Origin of the sequence: Methylophilus sp. QUAN, from assembly GCF_015354445.1 — a bacterium.
In the GTDB taxonomy this organism is placed as follows: Bacteria; Pseudomonadota; Gammaproteobacteria; order Burkholderiales; family Methylophilaceae; genus Methylophilus.
Genome location: NZ_JADKYT010000003.1, coordinates 90179 through 105973, shown reverse-complemented (window position 1 = coordinate 105973; position 15795 = coordinate 90179). Strand labels below are relative to the sequence as shown.

Below are 15795 nucleotides of genomic sequence, written 5' to 3'. Positions count from 1 at the left end.
ACACATAGTTTGATCCCATAAATTTCAAGGAGACACTTATAAAATGGCACGCGATCCTAAACATGACATTTTGTTTGAGCCAATACAAATTGGACCCAAAACATTACGCAATCGCTTTTACCAAGTACCGCATTGTATCGGTGCTGGATCCGATAAGCCTGGCTTTCAATCTGCACACCGTTCGGTTAAAGCTGAAGGTGGTTGGGCTGCTCTAAACACTGAATATTGCTCCATCAACCCTGAGTCAGATGATACGCACCGTTTGTCTGCACGTATCTGGGACGAAGGTGATGTACGTAACCTGAAAGCCATGACCGACGAAGTGCACAAGTACGGGGCATTGGCCGGGGTCGAGTTATGGTACGGCGGTGCACACGCACCTAACATGGAGTCACGCGCGACCCCACGTGGCCCTAGCCAATATGCTTCAGAGTTCGAAACGCTGTCCTACTGTAAAGAGATGGATTTGAGCGATATCGCTCAGGTACAGCAGTTCTACGTTGATGCAGCTAAGCGCTCACGCGATGCTGGTTTTGACATTGTCTACGTATACGGTGCGCACTCTTATCTGCCACTGCAATTCTTGAATCCTTACTACAACAAACGTACTGATAAATACGGCGGCTCATTGGAGAACCGTGCGCGTTTCTGGCTGGAAACCCTGGAAAAAGTGAAGCATGCCGTGGGTTCGGATTGTGCCATTGCGACACGCTTTGGCGTGGATACTGTGTATGGCCCAGGTCAAATCGAAGCTGAAGTGGATGGCCAGAAATTTGTTGAAATGGCTGACTCACTGGTCGATATGTGGGACATCACGATTGGCGATATCGCTGAGTGGGGTGAAGATGCAGGACCTTCACGTTTCTACCAACAAGGTCATACCATCCCTTGGGTCAAGCTGGTCAAGCAGGTTTCCAAAAAGCCTGTATTGGGTGTTGGTCGCTATACCGATCCTGAGAAAATGATCGAAATCGTCACCAAAGGTTATGCCGACATTATTGGTTGCGCACGCCCTTCGATTGCTGATCCGTTCTTGCCACAAAAGGTTGAGCAGGGTCGTTATGACGATATCCGTGTGTGTATCGGTTGTAACGTGTGTATTTCCCGCTGGGAAATCGGTGGTCCTCCAATGATTTGTACGCAGAATGCGACAGCAGGTGAAGAGTACCGTCGTGGTTGGCATCCAGAGAAATTCCGTCAAACCAAGAACAAGGATTCTGTATTGATCGTGGGTGCTGGTCCATCCGGTTCTGAAGCCGCCCGCGTGTTGATGGAAAGTGGCTATACCGTGCACTTGACCGATACCGCAGAGAAAATCGGTGGTCACTTGAACCAGGTAGCAGCGCTGCCAGGTTTGGGTGAGTGGAGCTATCACCGTGACTATCGTGAAACACAAATCACCAAGTTGCTGAAGAAGAACAAAGAAAGCCAATTGGCATTGGGTCAAAAACCAATGACGGCTGACGACGTGCTGCAATATGGTGCTGACAAAGTCATCATCGCTACCGGTGCGCGCTGGAATACCGATGGTACCAACTGCCTGACGCATGACCCAATTCCCGGGGCAGATGCTTCCTTGCCAGATCAACTGACACCAGAGCAAGTCATGGAAGGCAAGAAGAAAATTGGTAAGCGTGTGGTGATCCTGAATGCGGATACTTATTTCATGGCGCCTAGCCTGGCTGAGAAGCTGGCGACAGCCGGTCACGAAGTAACCATTGTGTCTGGCGTGCACCTGGCTAACTACATGCACTTCACGCTGGAATATCCAAACATGATGCGTCGTTTGCACGAGCTGCATGTTGAGGAGCTGGGCGATCACTTCTGCTCACGCATCGAACCGGGTCGTATGGAAATTTACAACATCTGGGGTGATGGTTCCAAGCGTACTTACCGTGGCCCAGGCGTTTCTCCTCGTGATGCCAATACCTCGCATCGTTGGATTGAGTTTGATTCCCTGGTGCTGGTGACAGGCCGTCATTCAGAGTGCACGCTTTGGAATGAGCTAAAAGCCCGTGAATCTGAGTGGGCTGAGAACGATATTAAAGGTATCTACCTGATTGGTGATGCTGAAGCGCCTCGTTTGATTGCTGATGCAACATTTACGGGTCACCGCGTGGCCCGTGAAATTGAAGAAGCAAACCCACAAATTGCCATCCCATACAAGCGTGAAACCATCGCATGGGGCACGCCGCATATGCCAGGTGGTAATTTCAAAATTGAGTACAAAGTTTAACGCCTGATGAGTGTAAGGTCGGCAGCACAAGCTCGCCGACCTTGCTTCAACGCATTAATCCCGACATACAAGTTACACGTTGCCCATGGGCTAATGGAACTCATTCATTCAGAAACAGGTGATAACAATGACAGATCCTACACAAATCACTCGAATACTCTTCCAGGACTTTGACCCGAAGGCAATCTATCTATTCTATGCATTTGGTTATCTTGCGATTGCGATCTTTATTCACGGCTGTTATGTACAGGTGCGTAAATATCGCCGCGGTAAGCCAGATGAATCTTGGAACCAAATCTTCAAACGCTTTTGGGACATGGTTAAGACCATGGCTTCACATCGTACTTTGGTACGTCGTGACAAAAAAGCGGGCCGTGCGCATGGCCTGATTTTCTTTGGTTTTGTTTTACTCTTCATCGGTACTGCCACCATTACGTTGGAGTACGATATTCTTGAGCCGTTATTCGGTGTGAGATTCTGGTACGGTAACTTTTACCTACTGTTTTCTTTAGTGCTGGATGTCGCCGGTTTCGGCGTGATCGCGGGTCTGCTTTACATGATGTATCGCCGTAAGTGGATGCATTTGCCCAAGCTTGATTACAAGCGTGTGGACAGGCAAGTCGGCGATCCGGACTATGATCGTAGCGGCTACCGTCGCGAAGACTGGGCTTTCCTGTGGTCATTCATCCTGATTGGTGTCACTGGCTTTATTCTGGAAGCGACACGTCTGGTCTGGCTCAGTGAAACCCCTTCGGTCTGGGATCATCGTTTCTGGTCACCGGTAGGTGCCATCCTTGCGCATCTGATGGCAGGGCTGGGCATGACTGCAGAAGGTGCGGGCGCATTCCGCCCATACCTGTGGTGGTTCCATGGCTTGCTGTCACTGACGTTTATTGCGTGTATTCCCTACACCAAAATCAAGCACATCTTCACCGCCGCTGCCTCTCTGATGTTCAAGAGCCCGCTGGTGGGCAGACGATTGCCCATCATTCCGGTTGAGCAGGCGAATGCCGGTTATAAAACCATTACTGATTTAACCTGGAAAAACCTGTTGCATCTGGATGCTTGTACCAAGTGCGGTCGCTGTCAGGAGGCGTGTCCTGCCAATGCCGTAGGGGCACCACTGTCACCACGTGACGTGATTCTGTCTCTGCGTGAGTTCGCGAACAAGACGCTGAATGCCAAAGAACTGCCGGCAGAGGCTGAGCTGGATATTCATGGTAAATCTCCAGGCCAGGTCATGCAGGAAACCCTGTGGTCTTGCCGTACTTGTCTGGCGTGTGTCGAGATTTGCCCTGTTGCCGTTGAGCATGTGCCTATCATCGTGCAAATGCGTCGCAACTTGGTGGAAGCAGGCGAGATGGAGCCTATCCTCGAGAAAACATTGCAAACCATTCATAAAACAGGCAACTCTTTTGGTGAGTCAAAGCGCAAGCGCGCAGCCTGGGCCAAAGACCTGCCATTTGAAATCAAGGATGCCAGGGCTGAGCCTGTCGATATTCTCTGGTTTGTGGGTGACTATGCGTCATTTGATCCACGTAACCAGAAAGTCACAAGATCATTTGCAAAACTGTTGAATAAAGCCGGTATCAACTTTGGTTTGTTGTTTGAAGCCGAAATGAATGCAGGCAACGACATCCGCCGTGTGGGTGAAGAAGGTTTGTACGAACACCTGGCGACTTCGAACATCGGCACGCTGCAGTCATGTGATTTCAAGTCGATTGTCACCACTGACCCGCACTCGTTCAACACCATCCGTAACGAGTATCCGGACTTTGGCGGTGAGTTTGAAATCAATCACTACACCACCTTGGTGAAACAGTTGATTGAATCTGGTCAGATCACACTGAAGAAAAAGCTCGATTACCGTGTGACTTTCCACGATCCATGCCACTTAGGCCGCTATAACAAAGGCTATGACGCGCCTCGCGATGTGATCAAGCTGTTGGGCTGCGAACTGGTGGAGATGGGCCGTAACCGCGATAACTCATTCTGTTGTGGTGCTGGCGGCGGCCGTATCTGGATTCCGGATCCGGTAGGTATTGAGAAACCCTCAGCAAACCGTATGCGTGAAGCTGGACAAATTGAGGGCCTGGACGTGTTCATCGTGTCATGCCCTAAAGATCTGACGATGTTCGAGGATGCCCTTAAAACATCAGGCTTTGAAGGTCAGTTCGTGGTGCGAGAGCTGATTGAGCTGATTGATGAGTGTATTGAGTACGACGTTGTCGACATCACCGGTGTGGCCGAGGTTATTTCAACCTCAGAGTGAGATGCATGATGTTTGGGAGTGCTGATGCGCTGGTGCAGTTAGCGATTAAATCGAGAGACCCCTATGTTGCCGCTGCTGTGCATGAGCTGGCAACAGGGATCACAAAGCTCGAATTAGAAGCGCTGATTTGCGGCACAAGGCGAACGGCGTTAGCCATTGCCCGCTGGGAGCATACACCGGCATCGGTACTCACCGCATTAGCAGGCGTTCACGATGAGGCGATTGAACTCCGGCTGGATAAAAACCCTGGAACGTCATCCAGCGTGCTATCCGGCCTGTACGAAGAGGCGCGCAGCAAGGACAAGGCCGGACTCACCAAGCTCATCGCGCAACATTTAAACAGTGGGACGGAGGTTTTAAGAAGGATCGCACTCCACGCCAACGATAGTGAATGCTTGTTAGCGTTGAGTAAAAACCCCGCAGCGAATGCCAAGGTGCTGGCGGAGTTGTCGGAGCGTGCCTCTGGGAGTGATATCGCAGTGGCCATCCACAAGAATATTGCCCAGAACGCATCGGCCTCTGCCGAGTTGCTGACAAGGATATTTGATGCATCGGATGTCTATACGCAGGCGGCCATCCTTGGACATGCCAATTGTCTGGCTTGGTTGATTGCGAAAGCTGCGGCAAGTGAAGAGGTATTGATGATGCGCGTGCTGGCCAGGAACCGTCGGGTGAGCAAGGAGAGCCTGCAACGTTATGCAGCCTGTGAGGATGCAGGCGTGAGGGCGGGCGTTGCGGCTAACGCCTTAACGCCAGTCGCCCTCTTTCGTCACTTGATTAAGGATAAAAGTGAGCTGGTCAGGCGTGAAGTGGCTTCGCGTGTTGATTTGTCGGAAGAGCACATTGAGGCCTTGTCCAGAGATGATGACATCTGGGTCAGGCAGAGAATTGCGCGCAGCCCGACCACATCACTGGATGTGTTGTACCGGCTTGCTGTGGATGCAGTCGCAGATGTCAGGCGGGCCGTAGCACGTAACTCAATGAGTACGGTGCATTTGCTCAATATGCTCGCGGAGGACAAAAATGCCTGGGTACGTTCTGGGGTGGCTTATCAGGCGAATGCATCACAAAGAATCCTGATGAAGCTGGCGGATGACAAGGATGTGGATGTATTAAGTGGCGTGGCAAACAACCCTAATACGCCACAAAGTATTTTGAAGGAGTTGGTCAGTTCAAATGAAGCAGATGTAAGGAGGGGGGTGATTTTAAACAAGTCAGCGGCACGCAATACCTTGCTGCCCTTACTTGAGGACCCTTACTACTTGCACCGCGTGTTGCTCGTACACAACCCTCATTTGCAAGCACAGGACAAGTGGAGTCTGCGGGATGATCCAGACTTCCAGGTCAGGTTTTCGGTATATCGGTGGGCAGCAAATATCTGCCTGAAAATGCCCGATACATTTCTAGTAACGAAGTAATGAAGGAGACGAAGGTATGAAGATATTAGTGGCAGTAAAACAGACCGCAGCACTGGAAGAAGACTTTGAAATTCGAGACGACGGTTTGGACGTCGATGAAGATTTCATGATGTATGACCTGAATGAGTGGGATGACTTCTCACTAGAGGAGGCGATGAAGATCAAAGAGTCTAGCGATACCGAGGTTGAGGTGGTCGTAGTGTCTGTGGGTCCGGATCGTGTAGATGAAAGCCTGCGCAAGTGCCTGGCCAAGGGAGCGGACCGCGCGGTCAGAGTCTGGGATGGCGCTGCAGAGGGTTCTGACGCCATCGTGGTTGGCCGCATTTTGACTGAAGTGATCAAGAAAGAAGCGCCGGATATGGTGTTTGCCGGTGTGCAGTCTTCTGACCAGGCGTATGCCTCTACCGGTATTTCAGTCGCTTCTTATCTGAATTGGCCACATGCGGCAGTGGTCGCCGACTTGCAATACAAGCCAGGTGACAACAAAGCCGTCATCCGTCGTGAACTTGAAGGCGGCATGCTGCAAGAAGTTGAAATCAATTGCCCGGCCGTGCTGACCATCCAGCTTGGCATTAACAAGCCGCGCTATGCGTCGCTGCGCGGGATCAAGCAAGCCGCGACCAAGCCGATTGAGGAAGTCTCCCTGGCTGACATTGGACTCTCTGCAAATGATGTCGGTGCTGCCCAATCCATGTCACGCGTACGTCGCATGTACATCCCGGAAAAAGGCCGTGCCACCATGATTGAAGGCACTATTTCTGAGCAGGCGGCAAAAATCATTCAAATCATTAATGAATTCAAAGGAGCATAGTCATGAGTAAAATATTGGTGATTGCAGAACATCGCCGTAACGATTTACGTCCCGTCTCATTGGAGTTGATCGGCGCCGCAAATGGCCTGAAGAAAAGTGCCGATGACAAAGTCTTGGTGGCCGTGATTGGTAGCCAGGCAGACGCTTTTGTACCTGCATTATCGGTCAATGGGGTAGATGAGCTTGTGGTTGTCAAAGGGCCATCGGCTGATTTCGATCCAGATGTGTTTGAAGCTTCCGTCTCGGCATTGATTGCGGCTCACAATCCGGCTGTCGTATTGCTGCCGCACTCCGTGGATTCACTGGGCTATGCCTCCTCTTTGGCAAGTAAGGCCGGTTATGGATTTGCCACGGATGTGTATATTGTGGAGTATCAAGGGGATGAACTTGTTGCCACCCGTGGTGGCTACAACCAGAAGGTTAACGTTGAAGTTGATTTCCCAGGTAAGTCAACCGTGGTACTGACGATCCGCCCTAGCGTATTCAAGCCATTGGATGGGGCAGGTAGTCCAGCCGTGTCTCATATGGATGCACCGTCTGTGCAGTCACGTAGTCAAAACAAAGACTACGTAGAAGTCGGCGGCGGTAATGATATTGATATCACCACCGTTGATTTCATCATGTCGATTGGCCGCGGGATTGGCGAAGAAACGAACGTGGAGCAATTCCGCGAGTTGGCAGACGAAGCAGGCGCAACCCTTTGCTGCTCACGCCCGATTGCGGATGCTGGCTGGTTACCTAAATCCAGGCAGGTGGGTCAATCAGGCAAGGTGGTTGGGTCATGCAAGCTTTACGTCGCTATGGGCATTTCAGGTTCCATCCAGCATATGGCTGGCATGAAGCATGTCCCTACGATTATTGCGGTGAATACCGACCCGGGTGCTTCAATCTTTACCATCGCCAAATATGGCATTGTGGCTGATATTTTTGACATAGAGGAAGAACTGAAAGCCCAGCTTGCAGCATAGTAATTTTTTTTGAGTGGTCTGACTTTGGGGCACTTTTTAGTGCCCTTTTTTTATCTGCATCATGAGGAAATACTTCTTTGGAAGTACAACCTCATGATCATTTGCAAGTGGGCACAATGAGCTTACTCTTGACGTGTCACAATGCTTTTTCGTCAGCATTGGTTTGCATTTAGACTGCATTTCATACGGCAGGGATCGTTCAACCATCCTTCACAGGGGCACATACTAAGTGCCCTTCTTTTTTGCCATCAATCCTTCAAAAATGGCTACCCCTTTGGGAGTACAACTTCAAGATAATTTTCGCCAACACCTGCTTGCTTTAGTCTTGCTGCAAAGGTGCTGCGGATATCTCAGATGCCACATTCACGATGGTTGGCTCTGGCGCGGTGCTCAGCGTATGGTTAATTGAAGAGATAAATATGGAACGTGGGTATTGGATTAAAAGTAAACCTGTCTATACATCTTTGAAGTGGCATGAGAAGGCGACTTCACATCTGGTGCTTGCCACTGGCATAGGCGGTATGGCAGTTCTCAAGTTGTTTCAGCAAATGCACCCGACACAACCGGTCAAAGTACTGTATGGAAAATATGGGCAGATGGAAGCCGATTATTCAGACACCTTAAAGATGGTTGTGCCCGAAGGTCTGCATATACATAAATTTGACGACGCCTTGTTGACGCAGTTTCAGCTTGAACTGCGCGATGCGCAAATGGGCTTGCGAATCTATGTGGCCGGTTCAGAAGGGTTTATCTGGGATGTGGTCGCGGCGGCTAAACCGTTTGGTATTCAGGAAATGGAAATCATGAAAGAGCAGGCCGATACCCTGGCCCGCAGTGTGTACTGTGTGCACTGCAAAACCATTTCCAAGTATGTCACAACCAATATTACTGCCTGCTGTGGCTGTGAGCGCATGCTGTTTGTGCGTGACCATTTTTCAAGAAATCTGGGCGCATATATGGGCTTGATGGTTGATGCAGAGTCTCCAGGGGAGTTACCTGCGATTGAGGAGATTTATCCATGAGTACAATCAATGTAAAAGTCGCTGCCATTGAGGCCGTGACACCGTTAATTAAGCACTTTACCCTGGTGCATGAAGATGGTTCTGAGCTGCCCTCATTCTCAGGTGGCAGCCATATCGTGGTGACGATGGATGCAGAGGGGAGAACATACAGGAATCCCTATTCCCTGATGGGGTCACCTACAGATACCCAGGCTTATCATATTTCTGTGCGGCGCCAGGAAAGCTCACGTGGCGGCTCCTTGTTTATGCACGAGCATGTGCATGTCGGCATGCGCCTGAAGATCACACACCCGGTGAACCTTTTTTCACTGTCCAAGTTGGCGCATAAGCATATCCTGATCGCAGGTGGCATCGGCATTACCCCCTTCATGTCTCAAATAGAAGACCTCAAAAGGGTAGGTGCAGACTATGAACTGCATTACGCATTTCGCGCTTATGAGCAGGCCGCTTTTGTCAATGAACTGGAAGAAATGTGTGAGGGCCACTTGCATTGCTATGCCGACAGTCAAGGCGAGCGTATTGACCTGAATGCGCTGTTAAGCCAGCAGCCACTGGGCTCTCATGTCTATGTGTGTGGTCCGTCTCCCATGGTGGTTGCTGTGTTGGAGACTGCCAGAAACCTGGGTTGGCCTGAGAACAATATTCATAACGAAGAATTCTCCTCGCCGCCTGTAGGCGAACCGTTCAAGGTGCAACTGGCCAAGTCTGATATCGAAATTCAGGTGCCCGCGGAAATGAGTATGCTGGAGGCGATTGAAGCGGCGGGTGTCAAAGCGGATTCGCTCTGCCGCGGGGGCGTTTGTGGCCGCTGTGAACTCACTGTCCTCGAAACGGATGGTGGTATCGAGCATCATGATCACTATTTGTCTGACTCGGAAAAAGTGTCCTGTAGAAGCATCATGCCATGCGTTTCGCGTACCAAAGGTAAACGCTTGGTATTGGATTTATAAGCCCTGCACACCATTCATTTCTTATTCGAATTAAGGCGATAAACATGCAATTAAATTTCAATGATGAGTCATTCCGGGATGACTATAGTTACAAAAACTCCCCTGGAGCCATCAAGCGTTTCCCTTTCCCTTTTGCCGAAGATCATTATATGTATTCGGTCAATATCGAGCCACATACCAAAGGTGCGCAGGGATCCGTGTATGAGTTCACATTTGATGTGGATGAGCATTATGTGTCCGAGTGCCTGGACAAGATCATCACACTGGAACAAGACCCTGGCCGTTACAGTGCCTTGCCGCACATGATGGATGCGCAGTGGGACTTTCTCGAACTCGCGATGACCTCCATGGCCAATGATTATCCTGAGTATTTCACGCTCACCAAAAATGGCAACGTCTGGACCTGGGAAAATCGCCCTTTAGACATCATGGATACCTTCACTTTTGGTGATGCCAGCACGCTGCCCTCAGAGCCATTCGAATATATGGGGCGTCAAATGCAAGGTGATTTTGTCTTGCTGGATCAGCGGGATGGCACCCTGTATTCGGATGCTGGCATTGTAACCAGTCAGGCGGACTGGTCATTGGCATTTAATACCGGCATGTCATGGCAGGAATGGCATGGCCCAGTGCCCAAGGTGACTGAGCTGGGCGTGTTGGATAGAGCCCTGAAATACCTGCTGAATCTGCAAGTGGGGAATCCCGTGCGTAGACTGAACTGGACCATGACCGTGAATCCACGGCTGGATACTTCTCCAGAGAATTACCCGCTATGGGCGATAGACCGCAATAAGGTCAATAACGAGACGGTCGGTGACCTGGTGAACCTGCGCGTTGAGTTGCAAAGCCTGTTCAGGTTGCCGCGTAGCAATGCGATTGTATTTGGCGTGAGGTGTTACCTCATGAGCCTGAAAGATATCACTACCTATCCACGATGGGCTAAGCGTCTGCACCGCGTGCAAAAAGACCTGCATCCAGACTTGATTGAATACAAGGGGATGACGAGTTATCACCGCTATGTGATTGACTGGCTTGCACAGTTTGATGATGGCGAAGTATTGGCGTACGGGTCACATCCGGAATAAATGACAAGACGGGTGTTCGTCACGCCATATCAACGACATAGGAAAAAAATGATGAAAGTACATGTTTTTATCGCAACATCAATCATGGTTTTGGGTGGGATGCAATCTACAAATGCTGCTGATGCTGTCTATGTGAAATCTGCGATGTATTCCACGCAGATGCAGAACTTGAGTAAGCGGCCTTATCAACAGCCCAAACGTACGAGTGCTGCAGCAGACACGGCATGGCAAGATGCGACCTTCAGGGGGAACGATCTCCAGTCGCAAAAAGCCCTCAAATTGCACGCACTCGCCAAACGCAGCTTCTAGCGTTGCGCTTGGCAAGACATCAATAGGCTGCTCCCGTGCCGTTGTCATCCGCCAGGTAACTCCAGCATCTCAGGCATCCGTCACATGTCGCTGACGGATGTTCTGTAGATTCATCGTCTTTCTAAGCGGTCTTGCTTTTAAAAATAGTCAGGCCCATCTTACGTTCTGCATGTAAATACTCCTAAGGGAGTAATCCTAAGTGGGAATTGTCCCCCGCCTGCTTAAGCCTGAAAATAAAAGCACAAGTTCACTGTACTTTACCTCTCTCAAGTGACAGTACAAACGAGAATGGGCTTGCCAGGGAGGCAATATTCATTGCCTCCCGAATCCCTCCGGCACGTTTAGCTTTGATGGTTACACGAACGCGAGCATGACTTAAGCTAAGGGCTAGTGTGCTAGTGATTAGCTTAAATTAGGTTAGCTGCCACGTGTGGTGGGTTTGCAAGGGAGATCGTGCGGCTTTAGCTGGCCGCAGATCCAGTAGGCAGGTCTTCGTGTCGATCAGGCCTGGTCTTTGTACAAGGACGTTGTATGGTCAGGATAGTGTGGAAACGTGGTGTTGTTTGTCAGGCACCGCGGTGATGAATCCTTCCAGTGCCAACAGCTCGCCGGTGCTTGAAAATACGCCACGCCCAACTTCTTGCACCAGTTTTGTTTCGCCCTTGCGGGTAATAATCCTGTAGACAATATTGAAGGTTTCATCTTCGGCGATTTGCTGATTAATCAACTTCCAAACCGCCGCTCTATCCGTCGGGTGGATAATCAGGTTATAGGTAAGACTAGGGTCGTGCAGTAAATCCAGTGAATCGTAGCCTGTGATGTCAATACAGCCCTCGCTGACATATTCGAAGGTCCATGATCTGTCATGTCTGCAACGATAAATCATCCCCGGGATATGGCTGAGCAGGGCATTGGCGGCACGACGGTTTGCCGAGTGTTGTGCTTCAGCATCCTTGATGTCTTGAATATTGGTAATGGTGCCGACAACGCTGGTTCTTTCGCCAGAGATATTTGAAGAGGATCTGGCTCTCAAACGGAACCAGTTGGACTCTCCCTGAAGGGAGATTAAACGCAAGTCGATGGTGAAACTTGGCTTTCTGCCGTAGGCAACGGATTCAAGTCTGGACTCCACCATGAGCTTGTCTTCAGGGTGCGCAAAGTCAGAAATGGTTTTATTGAGGCTGTCCTTGATCGTGTACTCAAGAAAGCTTTCCCAGGCGGGGTTTAAAAAGACAATTTTGCCTTCAAAGTTGAGCTGGAAAACAATCTGCTCGAGTTTGTCGATGATGAAATGATAGTTAAATTGAGGGTCAAAGTGGCTGCTGAGTGTATGTTCTGCAGAAAGCGGTGTAAATTGGAATAAAGTGAGGTTTGCATCCCTGTCTTCACGCATCTTGGTGAGGCTGACATTGGAAGGAATAGCTGAGCCATCGAGTGAAATCAGGCGAATATTGGTGGATTCATTTTTGGTCTTTCCGGTGGCTGCCTCCGCATTGAGTTCAGCAAAGATCTGGTGGTCAGCGGGATGAATGATGTTGGTGAACGGCATGCCCTTGATCTGGTCTTCGAGGCCGACCAAACCGAGTGTGCGCAGGAAGGGCGTATTGGCAAATTTCACAATCAGGCCATCCAGCAGCACAGCGGGGGAAGACAAGGCGTTGGAGGTTTCTCTTAACCAGGAAAGTTGTTGTGTAGACTCACTTTTTTTATTGGTGCTGGCTTTGGTAAACAGGGGTTGAACAATAAAAACCAGCGCTGCTGAAAAGATCGCGATGGCAATTGTCACCAGAATAGCCAAGTGTGCTAAAAAAGGACCTTCAATGCTGTGCCATGCACCCAGGACGATTAGGTAAATAATACTGATAATCATCGTTGAAAATATAAAGATGCTCATATGCTGCTGCCTAGTTACATCAAAATATCAGTATAAGAAAATCTGCTTGTGATATGCGAAATATTTTAGTGTTTTTTAGAAAATTAAAGAGGTATGTCAATAGCCACAAGCTATATGCCAGCATGCATGTGCTCGTTGCTTCATTGATGATTGTCGTCGTGCTGATGCAGGCGACCTCGTTATTTTTATTTGATTATGTCCCCAATCATTTGGCAACGATCACCCAAGCCTATAACGAGCAAATGTTATGGAAGCAAGAGCTCTATAAGTTGGAGACTTCTGCCACTCAAGTTGGCGCAGAACCCTACAAAATTTCCCTGAGTATCAGTAATTTTGATGATGCAACGTATGCCTGGAGTAGGAAGCAGAGTGATACCCGCTTGGCCGCTGCCTATGAAAAGCTCAGCCACTTGCACCAAGCGTTTGTTAAGTGTTGCTTGTATGGCGCTTCTAAAGAGCAGACGCTGCTGAAAGGCAAACTGATTGTTGAGGCTTATGATGAGTTTATTGAGGCGTCAAAAGACGATGTAGAAGCCAAGCAGGCAGTCGTTCAAATCATGCAATTGGCTTGCGTCTTTCTGGCTATTTGTATTGGTGCATGCATCATGCTCACTGCCTGGCGTATCCTGATTACCCGTTTGGGACGCATCTATGAGCTGATCCCGAGTGATCTAATCAATGAGGGCAAAGATTTTCATTATGGCGATGAGTTAGAAAAGTTGGAGAAACTCACCGCAGAAATGTCGGCCCGCATTGAGGGCTATCAGGCGGAGAGCAACTGGACCAATAAGATCAGTACTGAGAAAGCGCGAAAAACACTGTTATCTCAAGACTTCCTGCTTAAGTTGGCGAGGTTGATCGCAAATTCTGACTTGAATGAAATCACCCTGAAAAAGGTGCTTTATTCGATGGAAAAAACATTGGATGCGAAGAACGTCGCCTTAATGTTCAGTGATATCGGCTCACGCTTTTCTTCACATCGGGCCCTTTTTTCGGGGTATACGCCGCTATCTTTCGATAAAAGTATGTTTGATCAAGATCTGCAAATGTTTGAAGTGACGCATGAGACCAAGCTTATCCAGGGGGAGTGCATTCAATACACGACAGTGCCATTGCCAAGCTCCAATGGCTGGCTAGGTATTCTGCTCATCGAGACCGATGCCAACCACTATTTTGAGGACATGGAAATCCAGCTGATTGAAGTCACTTCGCAGATGGTGGCGATGGCCATGGGGTTTCAGGCCCGTGAGCAGGAGGGAAGGCGTGTGGCTTTGCTTGAGGAGCGCGCAGTGATTGCGCGGGAGTTACATGATTCCCTCGCCCAGTCGTTGTCTTATATGAAGTTTCAGCTTGCACGGTTGCAGAGCATCTTCAATCAGGAGGGGGTGAGTTCAGACGCCGCGGAAATTGCAAATGATATCCGTGAAGGGTTGGATAATGCCTACAAAGAATTGCGGGAGTTATTAACGACATTCCGGGTGCAAATGGATGTGCGAGGTCTGGATCACGTATTGGAGGAAACCATTAGCGAGTTTTCCAGCCGTTCTAATCTCTCGATTGCGCTGGATAACCGATTGCAAGATTGCCGGCTGACTGTGAATGAAGAGTTTCATTTGCTGCACGTTATCCGGGAGGCATTGTCGAACATTGTGCGGCACTCAGGCGCTGAGAAAGTCAAAGTGTCGTTAGTACTGCAGTCCACGGGCGAAGTGATTGTCATGGTGGATGATGACGGGATTGGTCCCGCGTTTGATGAGTCTAAGCCACACCATTATGGGCTGGCGATTATGACCGAACGCGCCCATTGTCTGGGTGGTGAAATTGAGGTGATCCCTCGCCGATTAGGCGGAACACGGGTGAGATTAGTGTTCCGACCAAAAAATGAGGGTATAAAACAATAAAGATGGGGTTAGAAAATGGCAACGACAGTCGTAATTATTGATGATCACGCATTATTCCGTAAAGGCGTCATGCAGATGATTTCCTCGGATCCCGAGTTCGATGTGATTGGGGAGGCTGCCTCCGGGTTACAGGGGCTGTCTCTGGTCGAGCAGCTAAAACCTGGGCTGGCTTTAATTGACCTGAATATGAAGGTCATGAATGGCATAGAAACACTGACGCGGATCAAAGAAGCCAAACTTGATACGAAATGTATTGTGTTGACGGTTTCTGATGCTGAGGATGATCTGCTGGAAGCTTTACGTGCTGGCGCCGATGGCTACTTATTGAAAGATATGGAGCCTGAGGACTTGTGTGCAAGCTTGAAAAAAGCCATGTCCGGCATCACGGTGTTGCATGAAAGCCTGACAGATATTCTGAAGAATGCGCTGGTGAATCCGACCTTGAACAAGCAAGACGATGATGTTTCCCTCACCGAGCGTGAGCGGGAGATTCTGGAGTGCCTGGCAAAAGGCCTCAATAACAAAACCATCGCAAGGCACTTGGGTATCAGCGACACCACTGTCAAAGTGCATATCAAGCATCTGCTCAGTAAGCTTAAATTAACCAGCCGCTTAGAAGCTGCCGTATGGGCACACACTAAAAAGGTGGTTTAGGGCGTTTGAAGACATTAGGCGTTTTGTCATGATTTGATCAATAGGTGCATTCAACGGCCACCTCGGCAGCTGATGCCTTTGATTTTTATACGAGCTAACGCCTGATTGTCATCTATCGTTAATATCGCTTCTGAACCCTTACGTCCCTAGCTTTTCTTTGCAAGCCACCAGTAGAACATCACCCGAGTCACCATTCATCGCGAAAGCACAATCTCAATTTCAAGCCTGTGCCAGATAGGTGTTTTGCGATGACACTCAACCTGAAAAAACCGCTT

The 15795-nt window shown here is 49.4% G+C and carries 12 protein-coding genes; 11 read left to right on the top strand and 1 reads right to left on the bottom strand.

The window, feature by feature from the left end; all coding sequences use genetic code 11:
• Positions 1 to 43 precede the first annotated feature (43 nt).
• The 9 genes from INP79_RS12865 (at position 44) to INP79_RS12825 (ending at position 11071) form a co-directional block, all read left to right on the top strand.
• Positions 44 to 2236, top strand: coding sequence for an FAD-dependent oxidoreductase (locus tag INP79_RS12865; RefSeq protein ID WP_019880646.1), 2193 nt, complete (start codon positions 44 to 46; stop codon positions 2234 to 2236).
• Positions 2237 to 2363: 127 nt separating this feature from the next.
• Positions 2364 to 4508: a heterodisulfide reductase-related iron-sulfur binding cluster gene (locus INP79_RS12860; protein ID WP_194754668.1), complete on the top strand. Its 2145-nt coding sequence runs from the start codon at positions 2364 to 2366 to the stop codon at positions 4506 to 4508.
• A gap of 5 nt (positions 4509 to 4513) precedes the next feature.
• Positions 4514 to 5926: a hypothetical protein gene (locus INP79_RS12855; RefSeq protein WP_228519980.1), complete on the top strand. Its 1413-nt coding sequence runs from the start codon at positions 4514 to 4516 to the stop codon at positions 5924 to 5926.
• A gap of 16 nt (positions 5927 to 5942) precedes the next feature.
• Entirely contained in the window at positions 5943 to 6737 is a 795-nt protein-coding gene (locus tag INP79_RS12850; protein WP_194754667.1) for an electron transfer flavoprotein subunit beta/FixA family protein, read from the top strand.
• Positions 6738 to 6739: 2 nt separating this feature from the next.
• Positions 6740 to 7705 (top strand): electron transfer flavoprotein subunit alpha/FixB family protein, encoded by a 966-nt coding sequence (locus INP79_RS12845; RefSeq protein ID WP_194754666.1) that lies wholly within the window; start codon positions 6740 to 6742, stop codon positions 7703 to 7705.
• A 419-nt stretch (positions 7706 to 8124) separates the two neighbouring features.
• Positions 8125 to 8727 carry a dimethylamine monooxygenase subunit DmmA family protein gene (locus INP79_RS12840; protein WP_228519978.1) on the top strand — a complete coding sequence of 201 codons (603 nt, stop codon included), beginning with the start codon at positions 8125 to 8127 and terminating at the stop codon, positions 8725 to 8727.
• Complete coding sequence (locus INP79_RS12835) at positions 8724 to 9677, top strand: PDR/VanB family oxidoreductase (RefSeq protein ID WP_019880638.1); 954 nt, start codon at positions 8724 to 8726, stop codon at positions 9675 to 9677. The genes INP79_RS12840 and INP79_RS12835 overlap by 4 nt, the downstream gene beginning before the upstream one ends.
• 44 nt (positions 9678 to 9721) lie before the next feature.
• Positions 9722 to 10762, top strand: coding sequence for a DUF3445 domain-containing protein (locus INP79_RS12830; protein ID WP_194754664.1), 1041 nt, complete (start codon positions 9722 to 9724; stop codon positions 10760 to 10762).
• A 48-nt stretch (positions 10763 to 10810) separates the two neighbouring features.
• Complete coding sequence (locus tag INP79_RS12825; RefSeq protein WP_228519976.1) at positions 10811 to 11071, top strand: hypothetical protein; 261 nt, start codon at positions 10811 to 10813, stop codon at positions 11069 to 11071.
• A gap of 535 nt (positions 11072 to 11606) precedes the next feature.
• Here INP79_RS12825 and INP79_RS12820 read toward each other — a convergent pair.
• Complete coding sequence (locus INP79_RS12820) at positions 11607 to 12965, bottom strand: PAS domain-containing protein (RefSeq protein ID WP_194754662.1); 1359 nt, start codon at positions 12963 to 12965, stop codon at positions 11607 to 11609.
• Positions 12966 to 13018: 53 nt separating this feature from the next.
• Here INP79_RS12820 and INP79_RS12815 point away from each other — a divergent pair, with 53 nt between their 5' ends.
• Together INP79_RS12815 and narL are read left to right on the top strand one after the other, a co-directional pair.
• On the top strand, positions 13019 to 14866 hold the full coding sequence (locus INP79_RS12815; protein WP_228519974.1) for a histidine kinase: 1848 nt from the start codon (positions 13019 to 13021) through the stop codon (positions 14864 to 14866).
• Positions 14867 to 14881: 15 nt separating this feature from the next.
• Complete coding sequence (gene narL / locus INP79_RS12810) at positions 14882 to 15520, top strand: two-component system response regulator NarL (RefSeq protein WP_018987043.1); 639 nt, start codon at positions 14882 to 14884, stop codon at positions 15518 to 15520.
• Positions 15521 to 15795: the final 275 nt, after the last annotated feature.

Excerpts from the sequence above, each read along its gene's own strand:
- INP79_RS12865 (WP_019880646.1), top strand. The coding sequence starts at position 44 with ATGGCACGCGATCCTAAACATGACATTTTGTTTGAGCCAATACAAATT.
- INP79_RS12860 (WP_194754668.1), top strand. The coding sequence starts at position 2,364 with ATGACAGATCCTACACAAATCACTCGAATACTCTTCCAGGACTTTGAC.
- INP79_RS12855 (WP_228519980.1), top strand. The coding sequence starts at position 4,514 with ATGATGTTTGGGAGTGCTGATGCGCTGGTGCAGTTAGCGATTAAATCG.
- INP79_RS12850 (WP_194754667.1), top strand. The coding sequence starts at position 5,943 with ATGAAGATATTAGTGGCAGTAAAACAGACCGCAGCACTGGAAGAAGAC.
- INP79_RS12845 (WP_194754666.1), top strand. The coding sequence starts at position 6,740 with ATGAGTAAAATATTGGTGATTGCAGAACATCGCCGTAACGATTTACGT.
- INP79_RS12840 (WP_228519978.1), top strand. The coding sequence starts at position 8,125 with ATGGAACGTGGGTATTGGATTAAAAGTAAACCTGTCTATACATCTTTG.
- INP79_RS12835 (WP_019880638.1), top strand. The coding sequence starts at position 8,724 with ATGAGTACAATCAATGTAAAAGTCGCTGCCATTGAGGCCGTGACACCG.
- INP79_RS12830 (WP_194754664.1), top strand. The coding sequence starts at position 9,722 with ATGCAATTAAATTTCAATGATGAGTCATTCCGGGATGACTATAGTTAC.
- INP79_RS12825 (WP_228519976.1), top strand. The coding sequence starts at position 10,811 with ATGATGAAAGTACATGTTTTTATCGCAACATCAATCATGGTTTTGGGT.
- INP79_RS12820 (WP_194754662.1), bottom strand. The coding sequence starts at position 12,965 with ATGAGCATCTTTATATTTTCAACGATGATTATCAGTATTATTTACCTA.
- INP79_RS12815 (WP_228519974.1), top strand. The coding sequence starts at position 13,019 with ATGCGAAATATTTTAGTGTTTTTTAGAAAATTAAAGAGGTATGTCAAT.
- narL (WP_018987043.1), top strand. The coding sequence starts at position 14,882 with ATGGCAACGACAGTCGTAATTATTGATGATCACGCATTATTCCGTAAA.